Annotated in this window: 20 protein-coding genes; 14 read left to right on the top strand and 6 right to left on the bottom strand. The window is 58.8% G+C overall.

Annotated features, from left to right (window positions below; genetic code table 11):
- Positions 1-17 precede the first annotated feature (17 nt).
- The 14 genes from VIN96_RS14680 (at position 18) to VIN96_RS14615 (ending at position 15,933) form a co-directional block, all read left to right on the top strand.
- Complete coding sequence (locus VIN96_RS14680) at positions 18-284, top strand: hypothetical protein (RefSeq protein WP_331897159.1); 267 nt, start codon at positions 18-20, stop codon at positions 282-284.
- Positions 285-343: 59 nt separating this feature from the next.
- Positions 344-1,171 (top strand): hypothetical protein, encoded by an 828-nt coding sequence (locus VIN96_RS14675; protein WP_331897157.1) that lies wholly within the window; start codon positions 344-346, stop codon positions 1,169-1,171.
- 8 nt (positions 1,172-1,179) lie between these two features.
- A complete protein-coding gene (locus VIN96_RS14670; protein WP_331897155.1) occupies positions 1,180-1,794 on the top strand; it encodes a 2-hydroxychromene-2-carboxylate isomerase in 615 nt (204 codons plus the stop codon).
- A 27-nt stretch (positions 1,795-1,821) separates the two neighbouring features.
- Entirely contained in the window at positions 1,822-2,331 is a 510-nt protein-coding gene (locus VIN96_RS14665; protein ID WP_331897153.1) for a flavin reductase family protein, read from the top strand.
- A gap of 100 nt (positions 2,332-2,431) precedes the next feature.
- Entirely contained in the window at positions 2,432-3,652 is a 1,221-nt protein-coding gene (locus tag VIN96_RS14660) for an LLM class flavin-dependent oxidoreductase (RefSeq protein ID WP_331897152.1), read from the top strand.
- A gap of 44 nt (positions 3,653-3,696) precedes the next feature.
- On the top strand, positions 3,697-4,521 hold the full coding sequence (locus tag VIN96_RS14655) for an alpha/beta hydrolase (protein ID WP_331897151.1): 825 nt from the start codon (positions 3,697-3,699) through the stop codon (positions 4,519-4,521).
- A gap of 189 nt (positions 4,522-4,710) precedes the next feature.
- Positions 4,711-6,417, top strand: coding sequence for a DUF1302 domain-containing protein (locus VIN96_RS14650; RefSeq protein WP_331897149.1), 1,707 nt, complete (start codon positions 4,711-4,713; stop codon positions 6,415-6,417).
- 37 nt (positions 6,418-6,454) lie between these two features.
- On the top strand, positions 6,455-7,816 hold the full coding sequence (locus VIN96_RS14645) for a DUF1329 domain-containing protein (protein ID WP_331897148.1): 1,362 nt from the start codon (positions 6,455-6,457) through the stop codon (positions 7,814-7,816).
- A complete protein-coding gene (locus VIN96_RS14640) occupies positions 7,813-8,898 on the top strand; it encodes a WD40/YVTN/BNR-like repeat-containing protein (RefSeq protein WP_331897147.1) in 1,086 nt (361 codons plus the stop codon). Before VIN96_RS14645 ends, VIN96_RS14640 begins: the two co-directional genes overlap by 4 nt.
- Positions 8,899-8,984: 86 nt before the next feature.
- On the top strand, positions 8,985-11,345 hold the full coding sequence (locus VIN96_RS14635; protein WP_349257170.1) for an efflux RND transporter permease subunit: 2,361 nt from the start codon (positions 8,985-8,987) through the stop codon (positions 11,343-11,345).
- A 170-nt stretch (positions 11,346-11,515) separates the two neighbouring features.
- Entirely contained in the window at positions 11,516-12,721 is a 1,206-nt protein-coding gene (locus VIN96_RS14630; protein ID WP_331897145.1) for an acyl-CoA dehydrogenase family protein, read from the top strand.
- Positions 12,722-12,852: 131 nt separating this feature from the next.
- The gene (locus tag VIN96_RS14625) at positions 12,853-13,842 is read left to right on the top strand and encodes a dihydrodipicolinate synthase family protein (RefSeq protein ID WP_331897144.1); all 990 of its coding nucleotides are present in this window, start codon (positions 12,853-12,855) and stop codon (positions 13,840-13,842) included.
- A gap of 51 nt (positions 13,843-13,893) precedes the next feature.
- Positions 13,894-14,949: a universal stress protein gene (locus VIN96_RS14620; protein WP_331897143.1), complete on the top strand. Its 1,056-nt coding sequence runs from the start codon at positions 13,894-13,896 to the stop codon at positions 14,947-14,949.
- 54 nt (positions 14,950-15,003) lie between these two features.
- On the top strand, positions 15,004-15,933 hold the full coding sequence (locus tag VIN96_RS14615; protein WP_331897142.1) for a catechol 2,3-dioxygenase: 930 nt from the start codon (positions 15,004-15,006) through the stop codon (positions 15,931-15,933).
- Positions 15,934-16,023: 90 nt separating this feature from the next.
- Here VIN96_RS14615 and VIN96_RS14610 read toward each other — a convergent pair whose 3' ends face one another.
- The 6 genes from VIN96_RS14610 to VIN96_RS14585 all read right to left on the bottom strand — a co-directional run bounded on the left by VIN96_RS14610 (position 16,024) and on the right by VIN96_RS14585 (position 24,010).
- The gene (locus VIN96_RS14610) at positions 16,024-17,214 is read right to left on the bottom strand and encodes a helix-turn-helix transcriptional regulator (RefSeq protein WP_331897140.1); all 1,191 of its coding nucleotides are present in this window, start codon (positions 17,212-17,214) and stop codon (positions 16,024-16,026) included.
- Between the two features lie 109 nt (positions 17,215-17,323).
- Positions 17,324-18,139, bottom strand: coding sequence for a formate dehydrogenase accessory sulfurtransferase FdhD (gene fdhD, locus VIN96_RS14605; RefSeq protein WP_331897138.1), 816 nt, complete (start codon positions 18,137-18,139; stop codon positions 17,324-17,326).
- Positions 18,140-18,142: 3 nt separating this feature from the next.
- On the bottom strand, positions 18,143-20,965 hold the full coding sequence (gene fdhF, locus VIN96_RS14600; RefSeq protein ID WP_331897136.1) for a formate dehydrogenase subunit alpha: 2,823 nt from the start codon (positions 20,963-20,965) through the stop codon (positions 18,143-18,145).
- Complete coding sequence (locus VIN96_RS14595) at positions 20,962-22,524, bottom strand: NADH-quinone oxidoreductase subunit NuoF (protein WP_331897134.1); 1,563 nt, start codon at positions 22,522-22,524, stop codon at positions 20,962-20,964. The genes fdhF and VIN96_RS14595 overlap by 4 nt, the downstream gene beginning before the upstream one ends.
- Positions 22,524-23,003 carry a formate dehydrogenase subunit gamma gene (locus tag VIN96_RS14590; protein ID WP_331897132.1) on the bottom strand — a complete coding sequence of 160 codons (480 nt, stop codon included), beginning with the start codon at positions 23,001-23,003 and terminating at the stop codon, positions 22,524-22,526. Before VIN96_RS14590 ends, VIN96_RS14595 begins: the two co-directional genes overlap by 1 nt.
- 95 nt (positions 23,004-23,098) lie before the next feature.
- A complete protein-coding gene (locus VIN96_RS14585; RefSeq protein WP_331897131.1) occupies positions 23,099-24,010 on the bottom strand; it encodes a LysR family transcriptional regulator in 912 nt (303 codons plus the stop codon).
- Between the last annotated feature and the right edge of the window lie 175 nt (positions 24,011-24,185).

The raw sequence follows: 24,185 nt of genomic DNA, 5'->3' as shown, positions 1-24,185 counted from the left end.
GCGAAAGGGGAGAACAGTTGAGTATTCATACGGTCGAAAAGGTCCTGTGGGACTTGATGGCGATGCCACACAAGAAAGAAGCGTTTGCCGCCGCGCCCGACGCGCTGTTGAGCGAGTATCCGCTCGCCGACGACGAAAAGGCCCTGCTCAAAGACTGGGACGTGCGCGTCATGACGGACCGTGGCGTCAGCCCGATGTTGACAATGATTTCGTGGATGGCGGTTCGCGGCCAGGAAGAAATGCCCGAATACATGCGCCGCATGAACACCCCCGCAGGACATTGATGCGCCCCTAACCGGGCGCCCCGTAACCGAACGCTAAGACTGATTTAGGAGTGAGCACCGTGGCACAAATCGTAGCCGGCTTCATGATGCCCCATGACCCTTTGATCGCGGCCGCGCCAATGGCCCCGCCCGAGGAAAAACGCAATAACTGCATGGACGGCTTCGCCCGCATTGCCGAGCGCATTCGTGAGTTGCGTGTCGATACCGTGGTGGTGATCGGCGACGACCACTACACCCTGCACGGTCCGGGCTGTGTGCCGCAATGCATGATCGGCATCGGCGATGTCGAAGGTCCGATCGAACCGTGGGTCGGCATTCCCCGTTCCGCCATCGAAAACAATACCGCGCTGGCCGAACACATCATGCAGGTCGGTTTCGACAATGGTGTCGATTGGGCGGTGTCGAAAACTTTGATGCTGGATCATTCCGGCGTCGTGCCCATTCACTATTCGGTCAAGCCGGTCGCGGGTGTGAGGTCCATCCCCGTTTACATCAATTCCGGCATCGCCCCGGTGATCTCCTCCAAGCGCGCGCATCAGATCGGCGAAGTGATCGGCAAGGCCATCGCATCCTGGAGTGGTAACGAACGCGTTGCAATCTTGGGAACCGGCGGTATCAGCCACTGGGTCGGCATGGCCGAGATGGGCCGTGTCAATGAAGAGTGGGACCACAAAATCATCTCCTGCGTCGAGCGTGGCGATGTGCAGTCCCTGATCGATATCAGCGACGAAGAAATCATCACCGAAGGCGGCAATGGCGGCCTGGAAATCAAAAACTGGATCTGCGCGATGGGTGCGATGGGGACGCTGAAAGGCGAACTGATCGCATATGAGGCCGTGCCCGAGTGGGTATGCGGCTGCGGCTACATGGAATTGACGGCAGCTTAGGAAAACCGATGCACACGACGATCGATTTCTACTTCGATTTCATGAGCCCGTTCGCATATCTGGCGCATCACCGCCTAGCGGCGACGGCAGCGGAATATGCGTGTGAGATCAACTACAAGCCGATTGATCTGGCCCAAGCGAAGCTGGCGGTCGGCAACACCGGTCCGTCGAACCGCGAAATGCCGATCAAGCTGAAGTATCTGGTCAAGGATCTCAAGCGTTGGGCCGAAATGTATGGATTGCCGTTCGGCTTCATTGGCAACGTCAACACCGCCAAGCTCAACAAGGGCGTGTTTTACGCCCAGAAACAGGGTCGCGTCGGCGATTACGTCAACGAAGCCTATCGCCTGACCTGGGGCGAAAGCGGTGCGCCTGACGATGTCGAGCTGCTGCGCAAACTGGCGTTGAGCTTCGACTGGGATCCCATCGCATTCCTCGACTACCTGGATTCCGGCGAAGCCGCGAACCTTTATCAGGCCACCATCGACGAAGCCATATCGAGGGGTGTGTTCGGTGTGCCGACCATGACCATCGATGACGAGATGTGGTGGGGCAACGACCGCCTGTTCATGCTCGAAGCCTATCTGGCGGAGCGTTTTTCATCTGCCAAAGCCACGGCCTGAAACCCCATTTCGAACCGGAGAAACAAGATGGCGAACGAAAAAGAACAGCTGCAATCGGCGATGAAAGAGGCAATGCGCCGTTTGGCCGGATCGGTGTGCGTGGTGTCCACGCGTAGCGGTGAAACCAAGCACGCGATGTCCGCTACGGCGGTGACCTCATTGTCGATGGACCCGCCGTCGCTTTTGGTGTGTGTCAATCGCGCCGTGCCGTTTCATGACGCTATGTCCAGCGCCGATCAGTTTTGCATCAACATCTTGAACGCCGAACAAAGCGAACTGTCCGCCGCGTGCGGCGGAAAGCTGCAAGGCGACGAGCGGTTCAAGGTCGGCCATTGGGGCGCCAGCGCGGACGGCGTGCCGTACCTGGAAGACGGTTTGGCCAGCCTGCTGTGCGACAAGGACGGCCAGTTCGATTACGGCACCCACACGATTTTCATCGGCAAGGTCAACGAGATCCGCGTCGCGGAAACCGTCAACCCGTTGCTTTACGTCAATGGCAGCTACGCGACCACGTCGCCGCTCGACGCGGTTGCTTAAGCACCTGAGTTCCGATCCGCGGATCGCTTGAAATTTCAGCCCTCAGAGCCGTGAGCGTGAAGAGGGGCGACACTTAAAATTTTGGTTGGGAGACATCACAGTGAAGGTTCTTTCGTTTCAACAGATGCCGTATCGGAACTTGCCGTCCGATTTCGCGCAAAAGCATAACTCCGTGGTCAATACGCCGTACAACGAGTTGGTCAAAGCCTCGGAAATGCACGAGTATCACGTCAACTTTCTCGACGAGATGATGCACGCCGCGCGTTCCGGCTTCGACGGTCTCGCCACCACCGAACACGGCCAAGCGGCATACGACATTTTGCCGAACCCGAACCTGCAGATGGCGGCGTTGGCCTATGCCACGCAGGCGGAAAAACTCGACGTCGCGATCTGCAACGTCGGCCGTTCGCTCGGTAAATCCAAGGAAGCTTTGCGCATCGCCGAAGAGTACGCAGTGCTCGATCAGATCAGCGGCGGGCGCTTGATCGCCGGGTTCCCGGTGGCGTTGAGCTTCGATGCCAACCAAAATAACGGCGTTCCGCCGATCGAAACCCGCGCACGTTTCGCCGAAAACCGCGCCCTGATCGAAAAGGCCTGGAGTTCGGAAGAAGTCTTCGCCTTCAACGGCAAATTCAACAAGCACCCGTATGTCAACATCTGGCCGCGTCCGGCGCAAAAGCGTCCGCCGGTGTGGGCGCCGGCGATCGGCAACCCCAACACCTTCAAAAACATCATCGATAACGACGATGCGTTCCTGTACCTCAGCTGGTTCGGCCCGAAACTGACCGGCCAACGCATCTTCGATCGTTGGTGGGACATGTGTGAAGAAAACGGCCGCGACCGCAACCCCAACCGCTTGGCCTTCGTGCAGTGCGTCGCCGTGGGCGAAACCGACGAAGAGGCGCACCGTCTGTACAAGCCGCACGTCGAAGCGGCATTCCGTAACGGCCTGGGCTCGATCCCCATCCAAGGTCTGGGCTTGCCCGGATACATGGATATCAAGGGCGTCGAGCACATCGTCAAGGATCCGGGCGATTTCGGTCTGGTCATGAAGATGCGCGACATCCAATACCAAGAGCTCGTCGACAACCAGGCCTGCATCGTCGGCGGACCGGAAACGGTCAAAGAGCAGCTTGTGGAGCTGGTGAAGAATTTCCGCATCGGCAACCTGGTCCTGATGGTTCAGCACGGCTCCATGCCGCATGACCTGACCAAGAAAAACATTTCTCTGTTGGCCGAAAAGATTCTCCCGGACCTCAAGGGGATCTGGGAAGACGAAGGTTGGGAACACCACTGGTGGCCCACCGGCGTGCAGTCCTGACGCACCCGCAGCCATCATCGCCAACAGATTCTAGGAGACGTTAAATGACAAACCAGATTTCGATTAAAGGGCCAGACCGCGAAGAGGTGGTCAAGGTTTGGGACGACCAGATTGACCTCAGCGTGAAGATCGCCGGTAGCGGCCCCGCGCTGGTTTATTTCCACCCTGCTGCCGGTTTGTACTGGGATCAGTTTCTCGATCGCTTGAGCGAGAGCTACACCGTGTACGCACCGGAAATGCCGGGCACCACCTTTGGAAATCCGTACGAAATTCACAAGGTCGACACTTACTGGGACTTGTTGCTGATTTATCAAGAAGTGCTCAGCAAGCTCGGCGTCAAAGATGCCGTTGCCGTCGGGCAATCCATGGGCGGCATGGTCGCTTGCGACATGGCGGCACATTACACCGATATGTTCACCAACCTGATCTGCTTGGACCCGGTCGGCCTGTGGCGCGACGACGCGCCGATCATGACGGCGGACCTCTACAGCGCGCCGCCGGAAAAGGTCCCGGGCTTCCTGTTCAAAGACCCCAGCATCCCCGCCGCCCAGGCGATGTTCGCCTTGCCGACCAATCCGGAAAACATTCCGGCCCACGTCGGTCATGCGGTTTGGACGCTGGGTTGCACGGGCAAATTCCTGTGGCCGTTCCCCGATCAGGGATTGGGCAAGCGTCTGCACCGCATCGCGACCCCGACCTTGGTGATCTGGGGCAAAGACGATGCCTTGGTTCCGGTTGTTTACGCCGAAGAGTTCGGCAAGCGGATCAAGAACGCGCGCGTCGAAATCGTCGATAACTGCGGTCACATCCCGCAGATGGAACAACTCGAACAGACTTTGGGCTTGGTGCAGGGCTTCCTCGCCGCTTGATCCACAAAACACCCGCGTCGATGAAGCCATGGCACTGCCACTTCATCGGCGCGGATTTAGAGATTGCTGCCAATAACAACAAAAAAACAAGCATCTCGTCTCGTCAATTCGTTGTGCAGCTGCCGGTCAATTGGGAACGAAACCGACATTCTGCATCCATAGATACGACCTGGTAGGGAGGGACGTTTAGTGAACGTACTGACATTCTTAAACTTCATGCGCCGCCATACGGCTATGACGGCGGTCGCGTTGATCATCGCGCCAACAGTCCAAGCGGCGGAAATCGAAACGGGCAACCCGGATCTGAAAGTGCGGTGGGACAACACCGTTAACGTTAGCACGGCATTTCGGGTCAGAAATCAATCGAACAAACTGACCGGCCGCGCCGTTGGCGGCAACGGCGTCGATTTCGGCGCCAACCAAGATGATGGCGATCGCAACTTTGACAAAGGCGTGATTTCAGAACGCGTCGACCTGTTAACCGAGCTGGAAGTCAGCACCTGGGACTACGGCGTGCGGTTGAGTGGTGCGGCTTGGTACGATCGCGTCTACAACCAAAAGACCGACCACGACCTGGTGAACAACAGCAACCGCACCCAGCCGGGTCTGGCATCGAATAAATTCCCCAATCCGACGCGCAAGCAGCATGGCAAAAACGCAGAGATCCTCGACGCGTTCGCCTGGGGCAAATTCGACGCTGCGGACAAGCCGGTGACGATGCGCCTGGGGCGTCATTCGTTGGTGTACGGCGAAACCGTGTTCTACGGGTCGAACGGCATCGCCGAAGCGCAAGGTCCGATCGATCTGGTGAAGATGCTCAGCCTGCCGGGTACCAAGTTCAAGGACGTCTTGCGTCCGGTCGAACAGCTTTCGGCCAGCATTCAATTGTCGCCCGAGTACTCGTTGGGCGCATACTACCAGTTCAAATGGCGCGATACGAAAATTCCCGGCGTCGGCAGCTATTTGAGTACGACCGATTACGTCGGCCCCGGCAACGAGTTTTACATTGCCACGCCTGGCACCAACGGTTCGACGCCGAACGCCGATCTCAAGCCCAAGGATGGCGGGCAGTTCGGTGTGCAATTGCTGGCCTCGCCCGGCGACGGCGACTGGCAGTTCGGCTTGTATGGCGCGCGTTATCACGCCAAGACCCCAACCGCCATGTACAACGAGGGCTTTGTCGTCGCAGGTCCGAACACCATTCCGACGCAGTATCGTTGGATGTACGCCCAGAACGTGAAAACGGCGGGTGCCAGCGCCAGCACCTCGATCGGCAATATCAACGTTGCGGCGGAAGGTTCCGTGCGTTGGAACGCACCGCTCAACAGCGATCCGCAAGCCAATATCGGCGCTGGCGGGACCGGTACGGGGGCGGGCGACAACGCCAGCAATCCGCTTTACGCGGTGGGCCGTACGGGCCACCTTAACCTGTCCGCGATCACGGTTTTGGAACCGTCGTCGTTGTGGGACGGCGGTTCGGTGGTCGGCGAGTACGCCTTTAACCGCACCCTCGACGTGACTCGCAACCAATCGGCGCTGGATACCAACACCACGCACAACGCCTCGTCTCTGCGCGTGCTGTTTTCGCCAGCCTATTTCCAGGTTCTTCCGGGCCTCGATATCGAAGTGCCGATGGGCGTTGGTTACAACTTCGGCGGCCGTTCTTCCGCCGTGGCGAACTTTAACGGCGGCAGTTCCGACAGCGGCGATTTCCGCTTGGGCCTCAAGGGCACGTACCAAAGCGATTGGGAATTCGGCATCAACTACATCGGTTACTTCGGCCGAACTGGGACCTACCTGGAAGCCCTGTCGACCACTCAAGGTGCTCAGCTTTCCTTCGATCAACCGCTGAAAGACAGGGACTTCGTGACCCTGAACATCAAGCGCGCCTTTTGACGATCCCAATACGGAGATATGTCCAATGAATATCCAAATGACCAAAAAACTGACTCTGCCGACAATCGCGGCAGTGTTGTCGCTGAGCTTCGCGTCCAACGTGATCGGCGCCACCGCCGAAGAAGCTTCTAAACTGGGCGGTGAATTGACGCCTTTCGGCGCCGAACGCGCCGGCAACGCGGACGGCACCATTCCGGCATGGGATGGCGGCTACACCAAAGTGCCCGCAGATTACGTCAGTGGTACGCCGCGCCCCGATTTCTTCGCCGGGGAAAAACCGCGCTTGTCGATCACCAGCGCCAACATGGACCAACACGCCGACAAATTGACCGACGGCGTCAAGGAACTGTTGAAAAAGTACCCCGACTTTCGTCTCGACGTTTACCCGACCCACCGCACCGCAGCCGCACCGCAATGGGTCTATGACAACACAAAGAAAAACGCCACGCGGGCGAAGTTGTCCGAGGATAAGCAAGGCGTGGAAGGCGCATATGGCGGCATTCCGTTTCCGATCGTCAAAAACGGCTACGAGGCGATCATCAACCACCGTCTTGCATGGCAAGGCCAGACTGTTGAATTCCCGATGATCACCTACGTGGTGACGCGCGACGGAAATCGTGTGTTGGCGACCAAGGCGCAGGAATTCGATCAACGGCCGTACTATTTTGAAGACGGTAAGTTGGAAGACTTCGACGGCTATTACAAACGTGCACGTCTGTTGACCAGCGCGCCGGTGTCTAAAGCGGGCGAGGCGATCTTGCTGCACGAACCCGTCGACATGTCGAAGCAAGCACGGGGCATCTGGCAATATTTGGTGGGTCAGCGCCGGGTGCGCAAAGCGCCGACGATTTCCTACGACACGCCGGACTTCGTGACTTCGGGCATCGGCCTGTTCGATGAAGCGTTCATGCTGCTCGGCCCCATCGACCGTCATGAATTGAAGTTGGTCGGCAAGCAGGAAATGTACGTGCCCTACAACAACAATCGCGCCGCCAACGCCACCGTTGACGAGTTGATCGGGCCGAAGTTCCTCAATCCCGACTTGGTGCGCTGGGAATTGCACCGCGTGTGGGTGGTCGAGGCGACCTTGAAGTCCGACAAGCGTCACGTTGTGCCCAAGCGCAAGTACTACATCGATGAAGACACGTGGCAGATCCTGCTGCAAGACGGTTGGGACGCGCAAGGCAACATCTGGCGTTTGAACTACGCCTTGACGTTGTTGGCGCCGGACATTCCCGTACTCACCGGGTTGGTCAACTGGGGCACCTACAATCTGCAAACGGGCGCGTATTTCCACAACGCCGCATCCAACGAGCAGCCGCGTCAGTACGCCCCGATCGAGCGGTTGCGTCAAAGCTTCTTCAGTCCTGGCGAACTCGCCAATCTGGGGGCGCGATGAAGCGCATGCGCTTAAGCAATTGGTTGCTGGTGCCGTTCTTCGGTATCCTCCCCTCCGTAGGTTTTGCGGCACCAGCAGCTGATGTTTTTCCGGTTCTCGACACACCGGCGGTGGTTAGCGAACGGGCGTCGAGCTCGGCCATCTTGTCGGTCACCAAGGCCGGGGAACGTCTGGTTGCGGTTGGAGAGCGGGGCATTGTCCTGCTCTCCGACGACGCCGGGTTGACTTGGCGTCAAGTGACGGTGCCGGTTTCGGTGACGCTGACGGCGGTGAATTTCGTCTCAAGCACTTCTGGGTGGGCAGTCGGACATTTCGGCATCGTCTTGCACACCGATGACGGTGGTGAAACCTGGACCAAGCAGTTGGACGGCCAGCAAGCCGCGACCCTAGCTTTGCAGGCGGCAGAACAACGCGCCATCGCCGATCCCGAAGGGGCGGCGCGCGCGCTGAGCGAGGCCCGCTATCTGGTTGCCGATGGCCCAGATAAACCGTTCTTGGATGTGCTGTTCGTCAGCGAGAACACCGGCTTTGTCATTGGCGCTTACAACCTGATTTTCCGTACCGACGACGGGGGCAAGACCTGGACGTCGTGGCAAGCGCATGTGGACAACCCCGGTGGGCTGCACCTGTACGGCATCCGCGCCGTCGGCGATGACATCTATATCGTCGGCGAGCAGGGGTTGTTGCTCAAGGCCGATCGCAGCGGCGCGCAATTCAAAGCACTGCAAACACCTTACGAAGGCAGTTATTTCGGCCTGATAGCCGATCGGTCCGGCGACGTGATCGTTTTTGGATTGCGCGCCAACGCTTACCGCAGCGCCGACGGGGGAGTGACCTGGAACAAGGTCGATCTATCCAGTCAGGTGTCCATCAGCGACGGCGTGCGGCTTTCGAACGGTTCTTTGGCGTTGGTCAGTCAATCCGGTGAAGTGTTCATCGGTTCGGACCAGGGTCTCGATTTCAAGCCGCAACCGATGCGCCAACCGTTGCCGGCGACCAGTGTGGTTCAAACCGATGACGGCGCCATTGTCATCGGCAGCCTGCGCGGCGTGAAGCGCATCGATCTGGGTTCCAGAAACTAAACAAAAAATATCGGCTGATCCCCCCGACAGCCGCTTCCCGGAGGCATGAGAAGTTGCATATCCAAAAGAAAGATCAGCATCCCGTCATCAGCAGCATTGCCGATTTCGATCCGCAGTCGGGTTCGCTGGCCGAGCGCGTGTTGTTCAACAACCGGCTGTGGGTTGCGGTCGCGTGTCTTCTCGTATCTGTCTTTTTGGGATGGCAATCGATGGGCTTGAAGCTGAATGCCAGCTTCGAAAAGATGATTCCCACGGCGCATCCTTACGTGGCGAATTATCTCGAAAACAAAAATGATCTCAAGGGACTTGGCAACGCTGTTCGATTGGCCGTCAAAAACGAAAACGGCACCATCTTCGACGCCGAATACATGGATGTCCTGCGCCGCATCAACGATGAAATATTCCTGCTGCCCGGCGTCGACCGGCCGTACATGAAGTCGTTGTGGACGCCGACGACGCGCTGGACCGCCGTGACCGAAGAAGGCTTGGACGGCGACACTGTGGTGCCTGACGGGTTCGACGGTTCACCCGGAAGTCTTGAACAACTGCGCGCCAACGTCGAACGCTCGGGTGAAATCGGCCGTTTGATCGCGCAGGATTTCCAATCTTCTATCATCTTTATTCCGTTGCTCGACTTCAATCCGCAAACCGGGGAGCCGCTCGATTACAGCGCGTTCGGCGATCATATCGAACAGATCCGGGCTAAGTACCAAAACGACAAGATCCGCATTCATGTCACCGGTTTCGCCAAGATCGTCGCCGACCTGATCGACAGCCTGGAAAAGGTTTTGATGTTCTTCGCCGTCGCGGCGGTGATCTCGACTGCGGTGTTGTTCGCCTATACCCGGTGTTTGCGCAGTACGCTGCTGGTGATGGCGTGTTCCATGGTGGCAGTGTCGTGGCAAATGGGCCTGGTGGTGATGCTGGGCTTCGAGCTCGACCCGTATTCGATTTTGGTGCCCTTTCTCATTTTCGCCATCGGCATGAGCCACGGCGCGCAGAAAATGAACGGCATCATGCAAGACATCGGGCGCGGGACCCACCGGGTGGTGGCGGCGCGCTACACCTTCCGCCGGTTGTTCGTCGCGGGCATGACGGCGCTGCTGTGCGACGCGGTCGGCTTTGCGGTGCTGTTGATCATCGACATCGAAGTCATCCAAGACCTAGCCTTGATTTCCAGCATCGGCGTCGCGGTGTTGATCTTCACCAATCTGATCTTGCTGCCGATCTTGTTGTCGTATGTCGGCGTCAGTAAACGCGCGGCCGAACGTTGCCTGAAGTTGGAACAAGACAGCGAAAATGAAGGCAAAAAAGGCCTGTTTTTGTTTTTGGAACGCTTCACCTCACGCAGCTGGGCACCTGGTACCGTGGCGGTGGGGGTGATCTTGGCGGTGGGTGGATTTGCCGTCAGTCAGCATTTGAAAATCGGCGACTTGGATCCCGGCGCGCCGGAGCTGCGGCCCGATTCCCGTTACAACCAAGACAATGCCTTCATGGTCAGCAACTACATGGCCAGCAGCGACGTGTTCGTCGTCATGGTGCGCACGCCACCGGATCGATGCACCGAATACGACACGTTGTCGAAGGTCGATCAATTGGCGTGGGAACTGGAACAGTTGCCGGGTGTCGATTCGACCAATTCCATGGCCGCGCTGTCGAAGCTGTTCACCGTCGGTTACAACGAAGGCAATTTCAAATGGTTCGAACTGATCGCCAATCGCGGCGCGCTGGGTTCGGTGCAGACCCGTGCACCGCGTGAGATGTTCAATCAGCAATGCAGCCTGCTGACCTTGTACGTCTACCTCAAGGACCACAAGGCCGACACCCTGACTCGGGTTGTGAACCACGTCGAAAGCTTCGCTTCTGAGCACAACACCGCCGATGTGCAATTTTTGTTAGCGGCAGGCAGCGCCGGTATCGAGGCGGCAACCAACATCGTCGTCAAGGACGCATCCAACACCATGTTGCTGTGGGTTTACGGTGCGGTGACGTTGTTGTGCTGGGTGACGTTCCGGTCCTGGCGGGCGGTGGTGGTCGCGATCTTGCCGTTGGCGCTGACGTCAATCCTTTGCGAAGCGTTGATGGTGGGATTGGGCATCGGCGTTAAGGTCGCCACTTTGCCGGTGATCGCCTTGGGCGTGGGCATTGGTGTTGATTATGCGCTGTACGTGCTGACGGTGATGCTCAACAGCCTGCGTCAAGGCGACAGCCTGGTACATTCCTATCACATCGCGATGCGCTTTACCGGACGCGTGGTGATGCTGACCGGTTTCACCTTGGCCATCGCGGTGATGACGTGGGTGTGGTCGCCGATCAAGTTTCAAGCCGATATGGGGATCTTGCTCGCGTTCATGTTCCTTTGGAACATGATCGGATCCCTGGTGTTGTTGCCGTCGCTGGCGTTCTTCCTGTTGAAGCCCGCAAGTGCCGCAAAAACGATTTCGTAGCGCGTTTCATATCACCTGATTGGGTGATGACCGTGGGAGGAGCCGACCAATATCCTTCCTTCAATAACAAAGATCAGAACAGCCGTTACTCACCAGTGTGTCTTTCACGTTCACCATGAACAGAGATCGAAATTGGTGCTCGAGTAACCAAAGATTTAGGGGATAGCTTTATGCCGCTTGCGCAAACAAATACCGTTGATACGCCAACCGAGGGTGACCTGATTGCTCGCGCTCAAGCGCTGATTCCGGTCTTGAAGGAACGTTCGAAGTCCTGTGAATCGCTGCGTTCCGTTCCGCAGGAAACCATCGACGATTTCCGCGCGGCGGGTTTCTTTAAAATCGTTCAGCCGACCGAATACGGCGGCTATGGCATGTCACCGTTAACGCTCTATCGGGTTTTGCACGAAGTCGGTCGCGGCTGCATGTCGAGCTGCTGGGTACTGATGGTCTTGGCGCTGCACAGCTACGAAGTCTACATGATGGGCAAAGCCTCGTGCGACGCGGTGTGGGGCGACGATCAAGACGCCTTGGTGGCTTCGTCCTATGCGCCGCTGGGGCAAATGGAAAAGGTCGATGGCGGCTATAAGCTGAACGGCTGCTGGCGTTTTTGCAGCGGCATCGATCATGCCCAACACGTCGTTGTTGGCGGTATGGTGCAAATTCCCGGTCACGATCGTCCGGACTATCGCGTGTGCATGGTGCCGGCATCCGAATACACAATTGATCCGGACTCGTGGCAAACCTTCGGTTTGGCCGGAACCGGCAGCAAAGATATTCAAATCACCGATGTGTTCGTTCCCGAAGATCACAGTCACAGCCTGATCGAAGCGCATCTGATGTTGGGCCAAGACAAACTGCCCAAGCACTATCGTTATCCGTTCTGGGTGGCGTTCGGTTTCTGTGTCGCATCGGCCGTCATCGGCGGCACCCGCGGCGGTTTGGATGAACTGGTCGAACAGATGGGGGCGCGCGTCGGCAGCTTCGACATGGGCTCGGGCCGGGCGCCCGCGACCCAAGACCCGTTTGTGCGTGCGCGCCTTGGCAAGGCTACGGTGTTGGTGCGTGGTGCGATTGCGCGTCTGGAAAAGGTCGTCTTCGAAATGACCGACTTTATCGAGCGCGGCGAAGCCATTCCGGTGCCCGACCGCATGCATTACATGGCCGAGGCGGCCCAGTGCGGCAAGGACTGCGAAGACGCGGTGATGCTTTTGTACAAGGCCACCGGCGCGCGCGGCATCATGCTCGACAATCACATGCAGGCGGTGTTGCGCAACGTTTTGGCGGGCACCAACCACATCTCGATGCACGTCGAGGGCATGGCCATCAATCTGGGCTCGATGTTGCTCGGCGCAGAGGACGTCTCGCCGATCTGCTGAGCCTGCTCGAATACATCTCAATCCGCCAACGTGCGGAACCCGTGTGAAGCGTGTCTTGGCGGTTCGGTGGAATGTTTCCCCGGCCGCCAACGACGCCTACAGCGAACGCAATACAAAAAGGAAAACAGTACATGTCTCGTCAAGGTCTCTTGGAAGTCAACGACATCAAAGGCGCATGGGCGATCATTCCCAGCCCGTCCAAGGAAAATGCCAGCGATTGGCGCGAAACCAACACCGTGGATGTCGATGAGACCGTGCGCATGGTCAACATGCTGATCGACGGCGGCGTCAACGGCATCCTCTCCATGGGCACCTTGGGCGAATGCGCCACCATGACGTGGGACGAAAAGAAACTGTTCATGAGCACTTTGGTCGAAACCGTCGCCGGGCGGGTGCCGTTGTTCGTCGGCACCTTGGGCATGAACACCCGCGACACCATTGAAATGACCAAGTATGCCCACGACCTGGGTGCGGACGGCACCATGTTGGGGATTCCGATGTGGTGCGCACCGAGCGTTCCGGTCGCGGTGCAGTTTTACAGGGACGTCGCCGAAGCGGTGCCTGATATGAACATTGCCGTCTACGCCAATCCCGAAGCGTTCAAATTCGAGTTTCCTCGTCCGTTCTGGGCCCAGGTCGCGCAGGTGCGCCAAGTGGTCACGGCGAAGTATCTGGGCATTGGTCAATTGGCCGCCGATTTGCATTTGACCAAGGGCCAAATCAAGCTGCTGCCGATCGATTTTGATTATTACTCCGCCGCGCGCACCGACGAATTCATCGACGCGTTTTGGAGCAGCGGCGCGGTGTGCGGACCGTCCGTCTCCACCACGCTGCGCGACTTGGTCGTCGAGGCTCGCGAAAGCGGCGATTGGAGCAAGGCCAAGGCGTTCAACGGCCGTCTCGGCGCGACCGCCGCACCGTTGTTCCCCAACGGCAGCTTCAAGGAATTTTCCACCTACAACATCGGCCTGGAAAAGGCGCGCATGGAAGCCGGCGGTTTGATCAAGACCGGTCCAATCCGTCCGCCGTACCACATCGTGCCCGAGCCGTATCTCGAAGGGGCGCGCAAGTCCGGTTCGATGTGGGCGGATATCCACCGCGAACTGACCGCCGACGCCTAAAGCGTCGGTCGGACCGCAGGTTTCGACATTGAACTGAGATCGGAAAGACGCATGTATCGTCATTTGCTCGTACCCACGGACGGCTCCGACTTGTCGGTCGAAACGGTTGGCAAGGCCGTGGAGTTCGCAAGAACCCTCGGCGCCAAGATCACCTTTCTATCGGCGCGCCGCGATTATGGCGCGACCGATGGAGGGGCCTTGGAACGCACCCTCAATCCCGACGGGTTCGTCGAACATGCGGCAGGTGCGGCCAAGGGCTACGTGGCCCAGGCCGAGGCCGAGGCGCGCATGAAAAAGGTGCCGTGCCAATCCATTGTGCGCACGGCGGACCGGCCCTTTGAGGCGATCATCGAAGCCGCGAAGGAACACGGTTGCGATCTGATTTTCATGGCGTCGCATGGACGGCGGGGCTTGCAGGCGTTGGTGTTGGGATCGCAGACGCAAAAGGTGCTGGCCCATTCACCAATACCGGTGTTGGTCAGCATGGTCGAAAGCAATCAGTCGGAATGGAAGCTCAATCCGGCGGTGGTGACGATCCATCAAGAACACCTGTCGCTGTCGGCGGTGATTCACGCGATGCGCTATCTGGTGCAGGAAATCCAAGCCGGGCGTAGCGCGCCCGACATCGCGCTGTTTCGCGCCATTATGCGTTACATCCACGACTTTCCCGAAACCCTGCACCACCCCAAGGAAGAGCTCTACCTGTTTCGCAAGCTGCGCGAACACACCCATGAGGTCGATGAGGTTCTCGATGAGCTGGAACGCCAGCACAAACGAGAGCTCGTGCTTGTCGATGCGTTGGAGGTCAGCCTAGAGCGTTTCGCATCGCAAGGCGCACGCGCATTTAACGAATTGTCTCATGCCGTCGATGCCTTCGCCGAGGCCGTGTGGGCGCACATGAGCTTGGAAGAGCGGGTCGTCATTCCCGCCGCGATCAAACATCTCAGCGCCGACGATTGGCGCGTGGTTGCGGCGGCGTTCGCCGAAAACGGCGATCCCTGTTTCGATGCCGACACCACCAACGCCTACAAAAAATTGTTCACCCGCATCATCAACCTGGCCCCCGAAGGGGTGCTCGGCAATGACGGCACAACGACGGATCTTTGAAGCATTCAGAGGGCGTAAGCCGCACATAGATCAACGACAGGAGGTAACTTAGCGATGGCATTGACTGGAATTTTACGGCCGGGACACGCACAGCTGCGCGTGCTCGACCTGAAAGAAAGCGTCGATTGGTACAGCAACGTGTTGGGCCTGAAAAACATGGGCACCGACAAACAGGGACGGGTGTATTTCAAGGCCTGGGACGAACGCGACCACAACAGCGTGATTTTGCGCCAAGCGGACCAAGCGGGCATCGATTTCTTCGCCTTTAAGGTCGACGGCGTGGCGTCCTTGAACAAGCTGGAATCCGACTTGAACGCTTACGGCGTGAAGACCGAGCGCATTCAGGCAGGCGATTTGCTGGAAACCGGCGAACGCGTTCGGTTTGAAATTCCCAGCGGCCACTTGATCGAGCTGTATGCCCACAAAACCGACGTCGGCAATGGTCAGAGCTACACCAACCCCGAAGCCTGGACCAGCGAAGCGGAAATCGGCATCGCGCCGACGCGTATGGATCACTGCTTGCTGTACGGTCCCGACATCGAAAAGGTGCAAAAGATTTTCGAAGAGGTGCTCGGCTTCTATCTGGTCGAACACGTTTTGCTGCCCGACGGCGGCGCCGACCTCGCCATCTGGCTGTCGACGTCGAACAAAGCCCACGACATCGCCTTCGTGCGCCATGAAGAGCCCGGCAAGTTGCATCACGTCGCGTACTTGTTGGACAGCTGGGAAAAAGTTCTGCGCGCCGCAGACTTGATGTCGATGAACCGCGTGCCCATCGACATCGGGCCGACGCGCCACGGCATCACCCGCGGCACCACCATCTATGCGTTCGACAATTCAGGCAATCGTTTCGAAACCTTCAGCGGCGGCTATGAAGCCTATCCCGATTTCGAACCGATTACATGGACCTTCGACGAAGCGGGACGCGGCATTTTCTATCACGACCGTGTCATCAACGACAAGTTCCTGACCGTGATGACCTAAGTTCCAAGTGCTCATTGGAATTCTCCCACTTAACCCGGATCTGCTACCCCAGATCCGGGTTTTTTTGGGGGGGGGGGATGCAAAGGTTTGTTAGTAAATGGTTGCTACGCTGCCCAAAATCATCCGCACCAAATCCGTTTGACGGGTGGTGCCGGTTTTCAAGAACATCGATTTCAGGTGCGTGCGCACCGTGTTCATGCTGACACCCAATTCAGCGGCGGCGTCATCCAAGGTCTTGCCATCGGCGAGAATCATCGCCAGTCCCGCTTCCGCCGGGGTGAACCCGAACAGCCGTCTTACGGCTTCGTGTGAGGTTTCGACTGCACATAAGGGGTCGCGAAACAAGATCGCGACGGCGGCCTTGCGGTCGCCTTCCACCCACGATTCCGCCGTCACGTTGCGCACCAAAATACCCAGTGGGCAATCGCCTTGGGGGCGGGAAATGGACAGCGCCTGGACGATGTTGGGCTGGTCGCCGCTGTGGACCGCCAAGGCATTGGTGATGAGCGTTTGCAGTTCCTTGTTGTCACGTTCCATCAAGGCGTGGACCTTGCCGCTGGTGATCGACAAGCCATCCTTGCGTGCGATGGTGTCTTCGGCGATTTTGTTCTGGCGCAACACGAACCCGTACTGGTCGAGAATGATCGATCCGAACATCAACCGATCAATGACGCTGGCGAACAACTGATTGGTCGATTGGGTTTCGTATTGTTTGGCGTGAAGTTCCACGCAGCGTTTCATATGTACGACCAGAAGTTCCAGATACTCTTTGTCCTGCTGGGAAAAGTTCGGTGCGCTTTTGGGCCGGCAGATGCGAATTTGACAGCCGCCGCCGTCGGCGGTGCACATGTCCACGCCGAGCACATGAAAGACGTCCATGGGGGCGAGGAACTGCTGATAGAAAGCGTTTTTTTCCCACTCTTCTTCGCTGACGAAGTCCTGGGCCGTGAAAGCCTTGTCCTGGGGCAGATTGACGAACAGGTCGATGGCGTAAAAATTTTCGTTATAGAACTCGTTCACATCCGGTACGTTTTGCACGCCGCTGTAGGTGATGTGCGACATGGTCCGTGAGCGTCCCGGCGACGTGGGGATGCGTGAAATGGAAACCGCATAGTTGGCGTGGAAGAAATTGCGCACCGCTTCCAAAGAACCTTTCCACGACGGTTCTTGCGCCAACGGTCCGTCGTAAAAGCGCGCCACCATTTCGCTGAAATCAGCCAGCGTCGGCGGCGATAAGTCGTCGCTGTGTTGCGCCGCGACAGGTTTTTTTGAGACTGTCATGCCCGTATGCCTCTCCAAAGGTCGCTTCCCGGTGTTGTTTAATATTGTACCCGTTCTTTGAGCGGGATGTTTTATTGTTTTATCAATAATAAGTGGTGTTTAGGTTCCTTTAGCGAAACCGGACCACCGTGCCGGACTGGGCGCGGGCGGCCAGGCTCATGCCTGCGCGCTCGGCCAAGTCGACCGCCAACGCGGTGGGAGCCGAAAGCGTGGCGAGCAGGGGGATACCCGCCGCGCAGGCTTTTTGCACCAACTCGAAACTGCAGCGACTGGTCATCGCCACGAACCCAAGTGACGGCGATAGCCCCGCGCGGTGTACGGCACCGATGAGCTTGTCCAAGGCGTTGTGCCGACCGATGTCTTCACGTGCCATGAGAATGCGCCCATCCGGGGCGCAAAACGCTGCGGCGTGAACGGACTTGTTGACACTGTTCATGGGCTGGTTGTGCGGCAGTTGTTCGAACGCGTGCATGATCGCCTCCACGCCGACATGTGGCACGGGCGTTTTGAGGCGCTTGGGTTTGCGCACGGCGTTCTGCAGATCTTCGATGCCGCACATTCCGCACCCGGTGCGTCCAGCCATGGAGCGGCGCGCAGCAAATCCGCGCCCCACATGGTCGGGATCGACGGCAATGCACAAACGCACACCCGCATCGTGATGTTCGACCTTGGTCAGCAAGGTGGCGTCGGGATGGGTGATGATTTCCTCGGCGATGGAAAAGCCCAGGGCGAAGTCTTCCAGGTCGGCCGGCGTCGCCATCATCACCGCATGGGGCGCGGTGTTGTAGACGAAGGCGACGGGCACCTCTTCGGCCAGATGCCAATCGATGGCCTGTTCGCGTTGGTCGCTGCGATGAGTCGAACCTGCGGTGAGTACCGAACAAGAGGCCGAATGCTGCAGGGAACGGAAAGCGGGAATGACCATGTTTTATTCCGCTACCTCGGCTACGATTGGCGAGTGCACCCGTCGCCAATCGGCCCGTTGATTCGAACGCGTGACCTGCACCGCGGTGACTTTGTATTCGGGACAGTCGGTGGCCCAGTCAGCTCGTTCGGTGGTGATGACGTTGACGCCGCTTACCGGGTGATGAAAGGTTGTGTATACCACCCCTTGCGGCATGCGTTCGGAAAGGGTCGCGGTCAATGCGGTCGCCCCCATGCGGCTGGCGAGGGACACCACATCGCCGTCTTGAATGCCGCGTTGTTCGGCGTCATGGGGGTGGATCTCCAACACATCCTCGGGATGCCAAACGGTATTGGCGGTGCGCCGGGTTTGCGCACCGACGTTGTATTGGCTGAGGATCCGCCCGGTGGTCAGCAACAGCGGAAACGAACGGCTGGCGCGTTCATCGGTGGGCACGAATTGGGTGATGACGAAATTGCCCTTACCGCGGACGAAACCGTCTTGGTGCATGGTGCGCGTACCTTCGGGTGGCGTGGCGTCGCTGCACGGCCACTGCACGCTGCCCAATTGGTCGATCTTGGCGAAACTCACCCCTTGGAAGGTTGGGGTCAGGTGGGCGATTTCATCCATGATGTGCGAAGGATGGTCGTAGTGCATCGGGTACCCCATGGCCGTCGCCAGTTCGCAGGTGACTTGCCATTCGTGCTTGCCGGTCTTGGGGCGCATCGCCGGGCGCACACGGTTGATACGGCGTTCGGCATTGGTGAAGGTGCCGTCTTTTTCCAAGAACGAGGTGCCGGGCAGGAACACATGGGCGAAGGCCGCCGTTTCGTTGAGAAACAGGTCTTGCACGATCACGCATTCCAACGCGTTCAGGGCTGCGTGCACGTGCTGGGTGTTGGGGTCGGACTGGGCGATGTCCTCGCCTTGCACGAACAGCCCCTTCAACTCACCGCCGATTGCCGCGTCAAACATGTTGGGGATGCGCAAGCCCGGCTGGGAGTCCAGTTCGGCCCCCCAAATCGTTTCGAACTGGATGCGGGTTACGTCGTCGCTGACATGGCGATAGCCGCTGAATTCGTGGGGGAACGAACCCATGTCGCACGAACCCTGAACGTTGTTCTGGCCGCGTAGCGGATTGATGCCGACGCCTTCGCGTCCGACGTTGCCGGTCGCCATCGCCAGATTGGCCAAGCCCATGACCATGGTCGAACCTTGGCTGTGCTCGGTCACGCCGAGACCGTAATAGATCGCGCCGTTTTCGGCGGTGGCGTAAAGGCGTGCAGCGGCGCGCAAGTCTTTGGCTGGCACGCCGGTAATGGGCTCCAGGGCTTCGGGGGAGTTCTCTTCTTGACGGATGAAGGATTCCCAAGCGGTGAATGCATCCAAGTCTGTGCGTTCTTCGATAAAAGCGCGATCTTCCAGGCCTTCGCTCAAGATCACGTGGGCCAGCGCATTGACCATCGCGACATTGGTGCCGGGGCGCAGTTGCAGATGGTGCTGGGCACGGATGTGCGGGCTTTGCACCAGATCGATCCGTCGTGGATCGGCGACGATCAGCTTCGCGCCTTGGCGCAAACGGCGTTTCATGCGCGAACCGAACACCGGATGGCCGTCGGTGGGGTTAGCGCCGATCAGCAAGATCACGTCGGCTTTCTCGACGCTCTTGAAATCCTGGGTGCCAGCCGAGGTGCCGAAGGTTTCCTTCAGGCCGTAGCCGGTCGGCGCGTGACAGACCCGCGCGCAGGTGTCGACGTTGTTGTTACCGAACGCGGCGCGGATCATCTTTTGCACCACAAACACCTCTTCGTTGGTGCATCGCGACGAGGTGATGCCGGCGATGGATTTGACGCCGTGACGCTTTTGGATGTCTTTGAGACGTGTGGCAGCGAACGCGATGGCTTCGTTCCAGGTGGTTTCGCGCCACGGGGCCGACGTGCTGTCGCGCACCATCGGTTTGGTGACGCGGTCTTTATGAGTGGCGTAGCCCCACGCGAACCGGCCTTTGACGCACGCATGCCCGGCGTTTGCCCCGCCGTTTTTGTCGGGCACCATGCGCACCACGGTTTCGCCCTGCATCTCGGCCTTCAACGAACAGCCGACGCCGCAGTAGGCACAGGTGGTCGAAACGGTGTGTTCGCCTTGGCCGTGCTCGATCACACTTTTTTCCGTCAATGTCGCGGTTGGGCAGTTCTGCACGCACGCGCCGCACGACACACATTCGCTGTCGAGGAAGCTTTCGCCGATTCCGGCGCTGACCTTGGCGTCGAACCCACGGCCCTGGATGGTCAGGGCGAAGGTGCCCTGAACCTCTTCGCACGCGCGCACGCACCGCGCACAGACGATGCATTTGGAGGCATCGAACGCGAAGTACGGATTGCTGGCGTCGGTTGGTGCGTTTAGGTGGTTTTTGCCTTGATCGCCATAACGCACCTCGCGCAAGCCGACTTCACCGGCCATGTCTTGCAGTTCGCAGTCGCCATTGGCGGCGCAGGTCAGGCAGTCGAGCGGATGGTCGGAAATGTAAAGCTCCAACACCCCCTTGCGCAGTTTGGCTAGGCGCGGGCTTTGGGTGGCGACCACCATGCCTTCCGTGGCTGGCGTGGTACACGATGCAGGCGTGCCTTTGCGTCCGTGGATTTCAACCAAGCACAAGCGGCACGAGCCATAGGCCTCCAGACAATCGGTGGCGCACAACTTGGGGATGGAAATTCCGACTTCAGCCGCCGCGCGCATCACCGAGGTACCTTTGGGCACGCTGACGGCGCGGCCGTCGATGGTCATATTGACGGTGGTCTCGCCGGTCACTGGCGGGGTTCCGTAATCTTTGTCCTTCAACACGCTCATGATGCAATTTTCTCCGTTGGGCGGGCGAGGCCGAAATCTTCGGGGAAGTGTTTCAAGGCGCTTTGCACCGGCAGCGGTGTGAGGCCGCCCATGGCGCACAGCGACCCGTCGGTGAGCAATTCGCAAAGATCGTTCAGCAGGGCGAGGTTTTCGTTCCGGCGATCGCCGGCGATGATGCGGTCCATGACCTCGACGCCGCGCTGGCTGCCGATGCGGCACGGGGTGCACTTGCCGCAGCTTTCAAGGGCGCAGAACTCCAACGCAAAACGCGCTTGCTTGGCCATATCGACGCTGTCGTCGAACACCACGATGCCGCCGTGGCCGACCAAGGCATCCTGGGCGGCGAAGGCTTCGTAATCTTCGGGGGTGTCGAACAAACTGGGTGGAACGTAAGCCCCCAGCGGTCCGCCGGTCTGCACCGCACGGATGGGGCGTCCCGTCGCGGTGCCGCCGCCGAACTCATAAAGCAGGTCGTGCAAGGTCACGCCAAAAGCCTTTTCCACCAAGCCGCCGCGTTTGACGTTGCCGGCCAGCTGAAACGGCTGCGTGCCGCGCGAACGACCGACGCCGAGATCGCGGTAGAAATCCGCGCCTTTGGCCAAGATCACCGGAACGGTGGTCAGGGACAGCACGTTGTTGACCACGGTGGGTTGACCGAACAGGCCTTCCAAGGCGGGCAGGGGCGGTTTGCTGCGCACCTGTCCGCGCCGTCCTTCGAGGCTTTCGAGCATCGAGGTTTCTTCGCCGCAGATGTATGCGCCCGCACCGACCCGGACGTCGAGGTGAAATTCCCGGTCGGTACCGTGCAAACCGTCGCCCAGCCAGCCTTTACGCTCTGCAATGGCGATAGCTTCGCGCAGGGTGGCGATGGCGTGGGGATATTCCGAACGCACATAGATGTAGCCCTGCGTCGCACCCACGGCGAAAGCGGCGATGGTCATGCCTTCGATCAGCGCAAACGGGTCGCCTTCCATGATCATGCGGTCGGCGAAGGTGCCGCTGTCGCCTTCGTCGGCGTTGCAGCAGATGAATTTCTGATCGGCGTCCGCGTCGAGCACGGTCTGCCACTTGATGCCGGTGGGAAAACCCGCGCCGCCGCGCCCGCGCAGGCCGCTTTCGCGCACCTCGGCGCAAATTTCGGCGGGCGTCATGTCGCGTGCGCGCTTTACGCCTGCCATGCCGCCGTGGGCAAGGTAATCGTCAACCGACAGCGGGTCGATCACGCCGCAACGCGCAAAGGTCAGGCGTTCTTGGTTTTTCAGATATGGGATCTCCTCGGTGAAGCCTAACGCCAAGCGATGGTTCGCGGCGCTGAGGAAGCCGGTGTCGAACAACGACGGCACATCGGCGACGCTCACCGGGCCATAGGCCACGCGGCCCTCAGGCAAACTCACCTCGACCAACGGCTCCAACCACAACAGGCCGCGCGATCCGGTGCGTACGATTTCGACCGACAAGCGGCGGCGTTCAGCCTCAGTTGCAATGGCGGCGGCGACATCGTCGGCGCCGACCGACACGGCGGCGGCATCTTTGGGAATGTAAATGGTTTGTGCGCGCATCACTGATCCTTTCCGTAAACGCCGACAAGTGCGTTAAAGCGTGCCGCATCGACACGACCATGCAACTGAGCGTCGATCATGATGGCGGGCGACAAGGCGCAATTGCCCAGGCAATAAACGGCTTCCAACGTAAAGGCGTCGTCCGTGGTGGTGGTGCCCAAGTCGGTGGACAGGTGACGCTGGGCATGTTCGATCAAGGATTCCGCGCCCATCGCTTGGCAGGCTTCGGCACGGCAGATTTTAATCACGTGCCGGCCCGCGCGGGTGCGGCGGAAATCGTGATAGAACGACACCACGCCATGAACCTCGGCGCGCGACAGGTTCAAGGTCTTGGCCAGCAGGCGTATGGCAGCGTCTTCGATGCAGCCGAATTCTTCCTGCAAGGCATGCAGCATCGGCAACAGCGCGCCACGCTGGTCTTGGTGGTTCGAGATAAGGGAAGAGGCGCGCTCTTCCGACCACATCGCACGGCCGGACATGTCCGTTCTCCAATGTCATGTTAAGGCTGCGCTGAAGATCGGTCGAATACAGGCTGCAATCAAATTTCATTTGTTCATCGCCTGATAGGCAAAAACTATCGCCGCAGGGCATCCGTGATCGGATCGGGTATTCGTAGCGATGAAGCTATGTCCGCCAATGCAATGGCGATGGGCGAGGGCGGCGTGCGATCCGGGTGAACCAGTCCGACCATATGGTTCATGGTCGGTTGCGTCAGGGGAACGGCGATGAGGTTTGGGTCGGGGCTGATCAAGGTGAGCAGTTGATTGGTGACGATGCTCGACCACGGACCGTGGCGCACAAGGGTATACAGGTTGATCAAGGAATTCGTTTCGATTGCCGGTGTGACGTTCAGCCCAACTGCGTCGAATGCGGTGTCGGTGATGCGGCGGTTTTCCATGTCCGGCGTCATCAGGCATAGCGGATGATCGGCAGCATGCGTCCACGGCATCTCGCTCAAGCGTTCATTCACAAGGCTACGCTGAGTGAGGAAGAAATAACGCTCTTCATATAATGGAGTGGTGATCACACCGCTGAGTGGTTCGTTATTGAGGTACGTGATGCCGACATCCAGTTCGAATTCTTTCAAGTTGCGCTGAATTTGGCGAGAACTTATCGAGCGCACCGTGAAGCGCACGTGTGGGTGTTGCTGGGAAAACGAACCGAGCAGATGCGCCACCGACGGCAGCGCCGACGGGATCACGCCGATCTTGGCGATGCCGCTAAGACCCGCGTTTGTTTCTCTAATCGATTGCATAAACGATTCGTGTTCCGCGACCATGCGCCGGGCATGATCTAGAACCCGTTGACCTTCGTCCGTGAAGCCTTGAAATTTTTGGCCGCGCTCGACAATGGCGACGTCGAGGTTTTCTTCCAAATTGCGGATGGCATTGGAAAGGGTCGGCTGGGTGATGTTGCACGCCGCCGCCGCACGACCGAAATGGCGTTCGCGGGCCAAAGCCAACAGATAGGTGTATTTGCGCAACATGGGATACCCCGGTGATGACCGCCCGACAGAGAATTTTGCGCACACTTTTGCCCAAAACGTTTCACCTGTTCGGGTGATGCGGGCAGGTGTCCAAAAGTCGACGATGATCGTCCAAGCGTCGATCCGGTTTCGACGCCCCTGTGAACATGAATGAAGTGAAACCAAGAAATCGAAT

This window comes from Magnetovibrio sp. (genome assembly GCF_036568125.1).
In the GTDB taxonomy this organism is placed as follows: domain Bacteria; phylum Pseudomonadota; class Alphaproteobacteria; order Rhodospirillales; family Magnetovibrionaceae; genus Magnetovibrio.
Note: the sequence above shows the minus strand (reverse complement) of the source record. Positions and strands in the feature narration are given on the sequence as shown.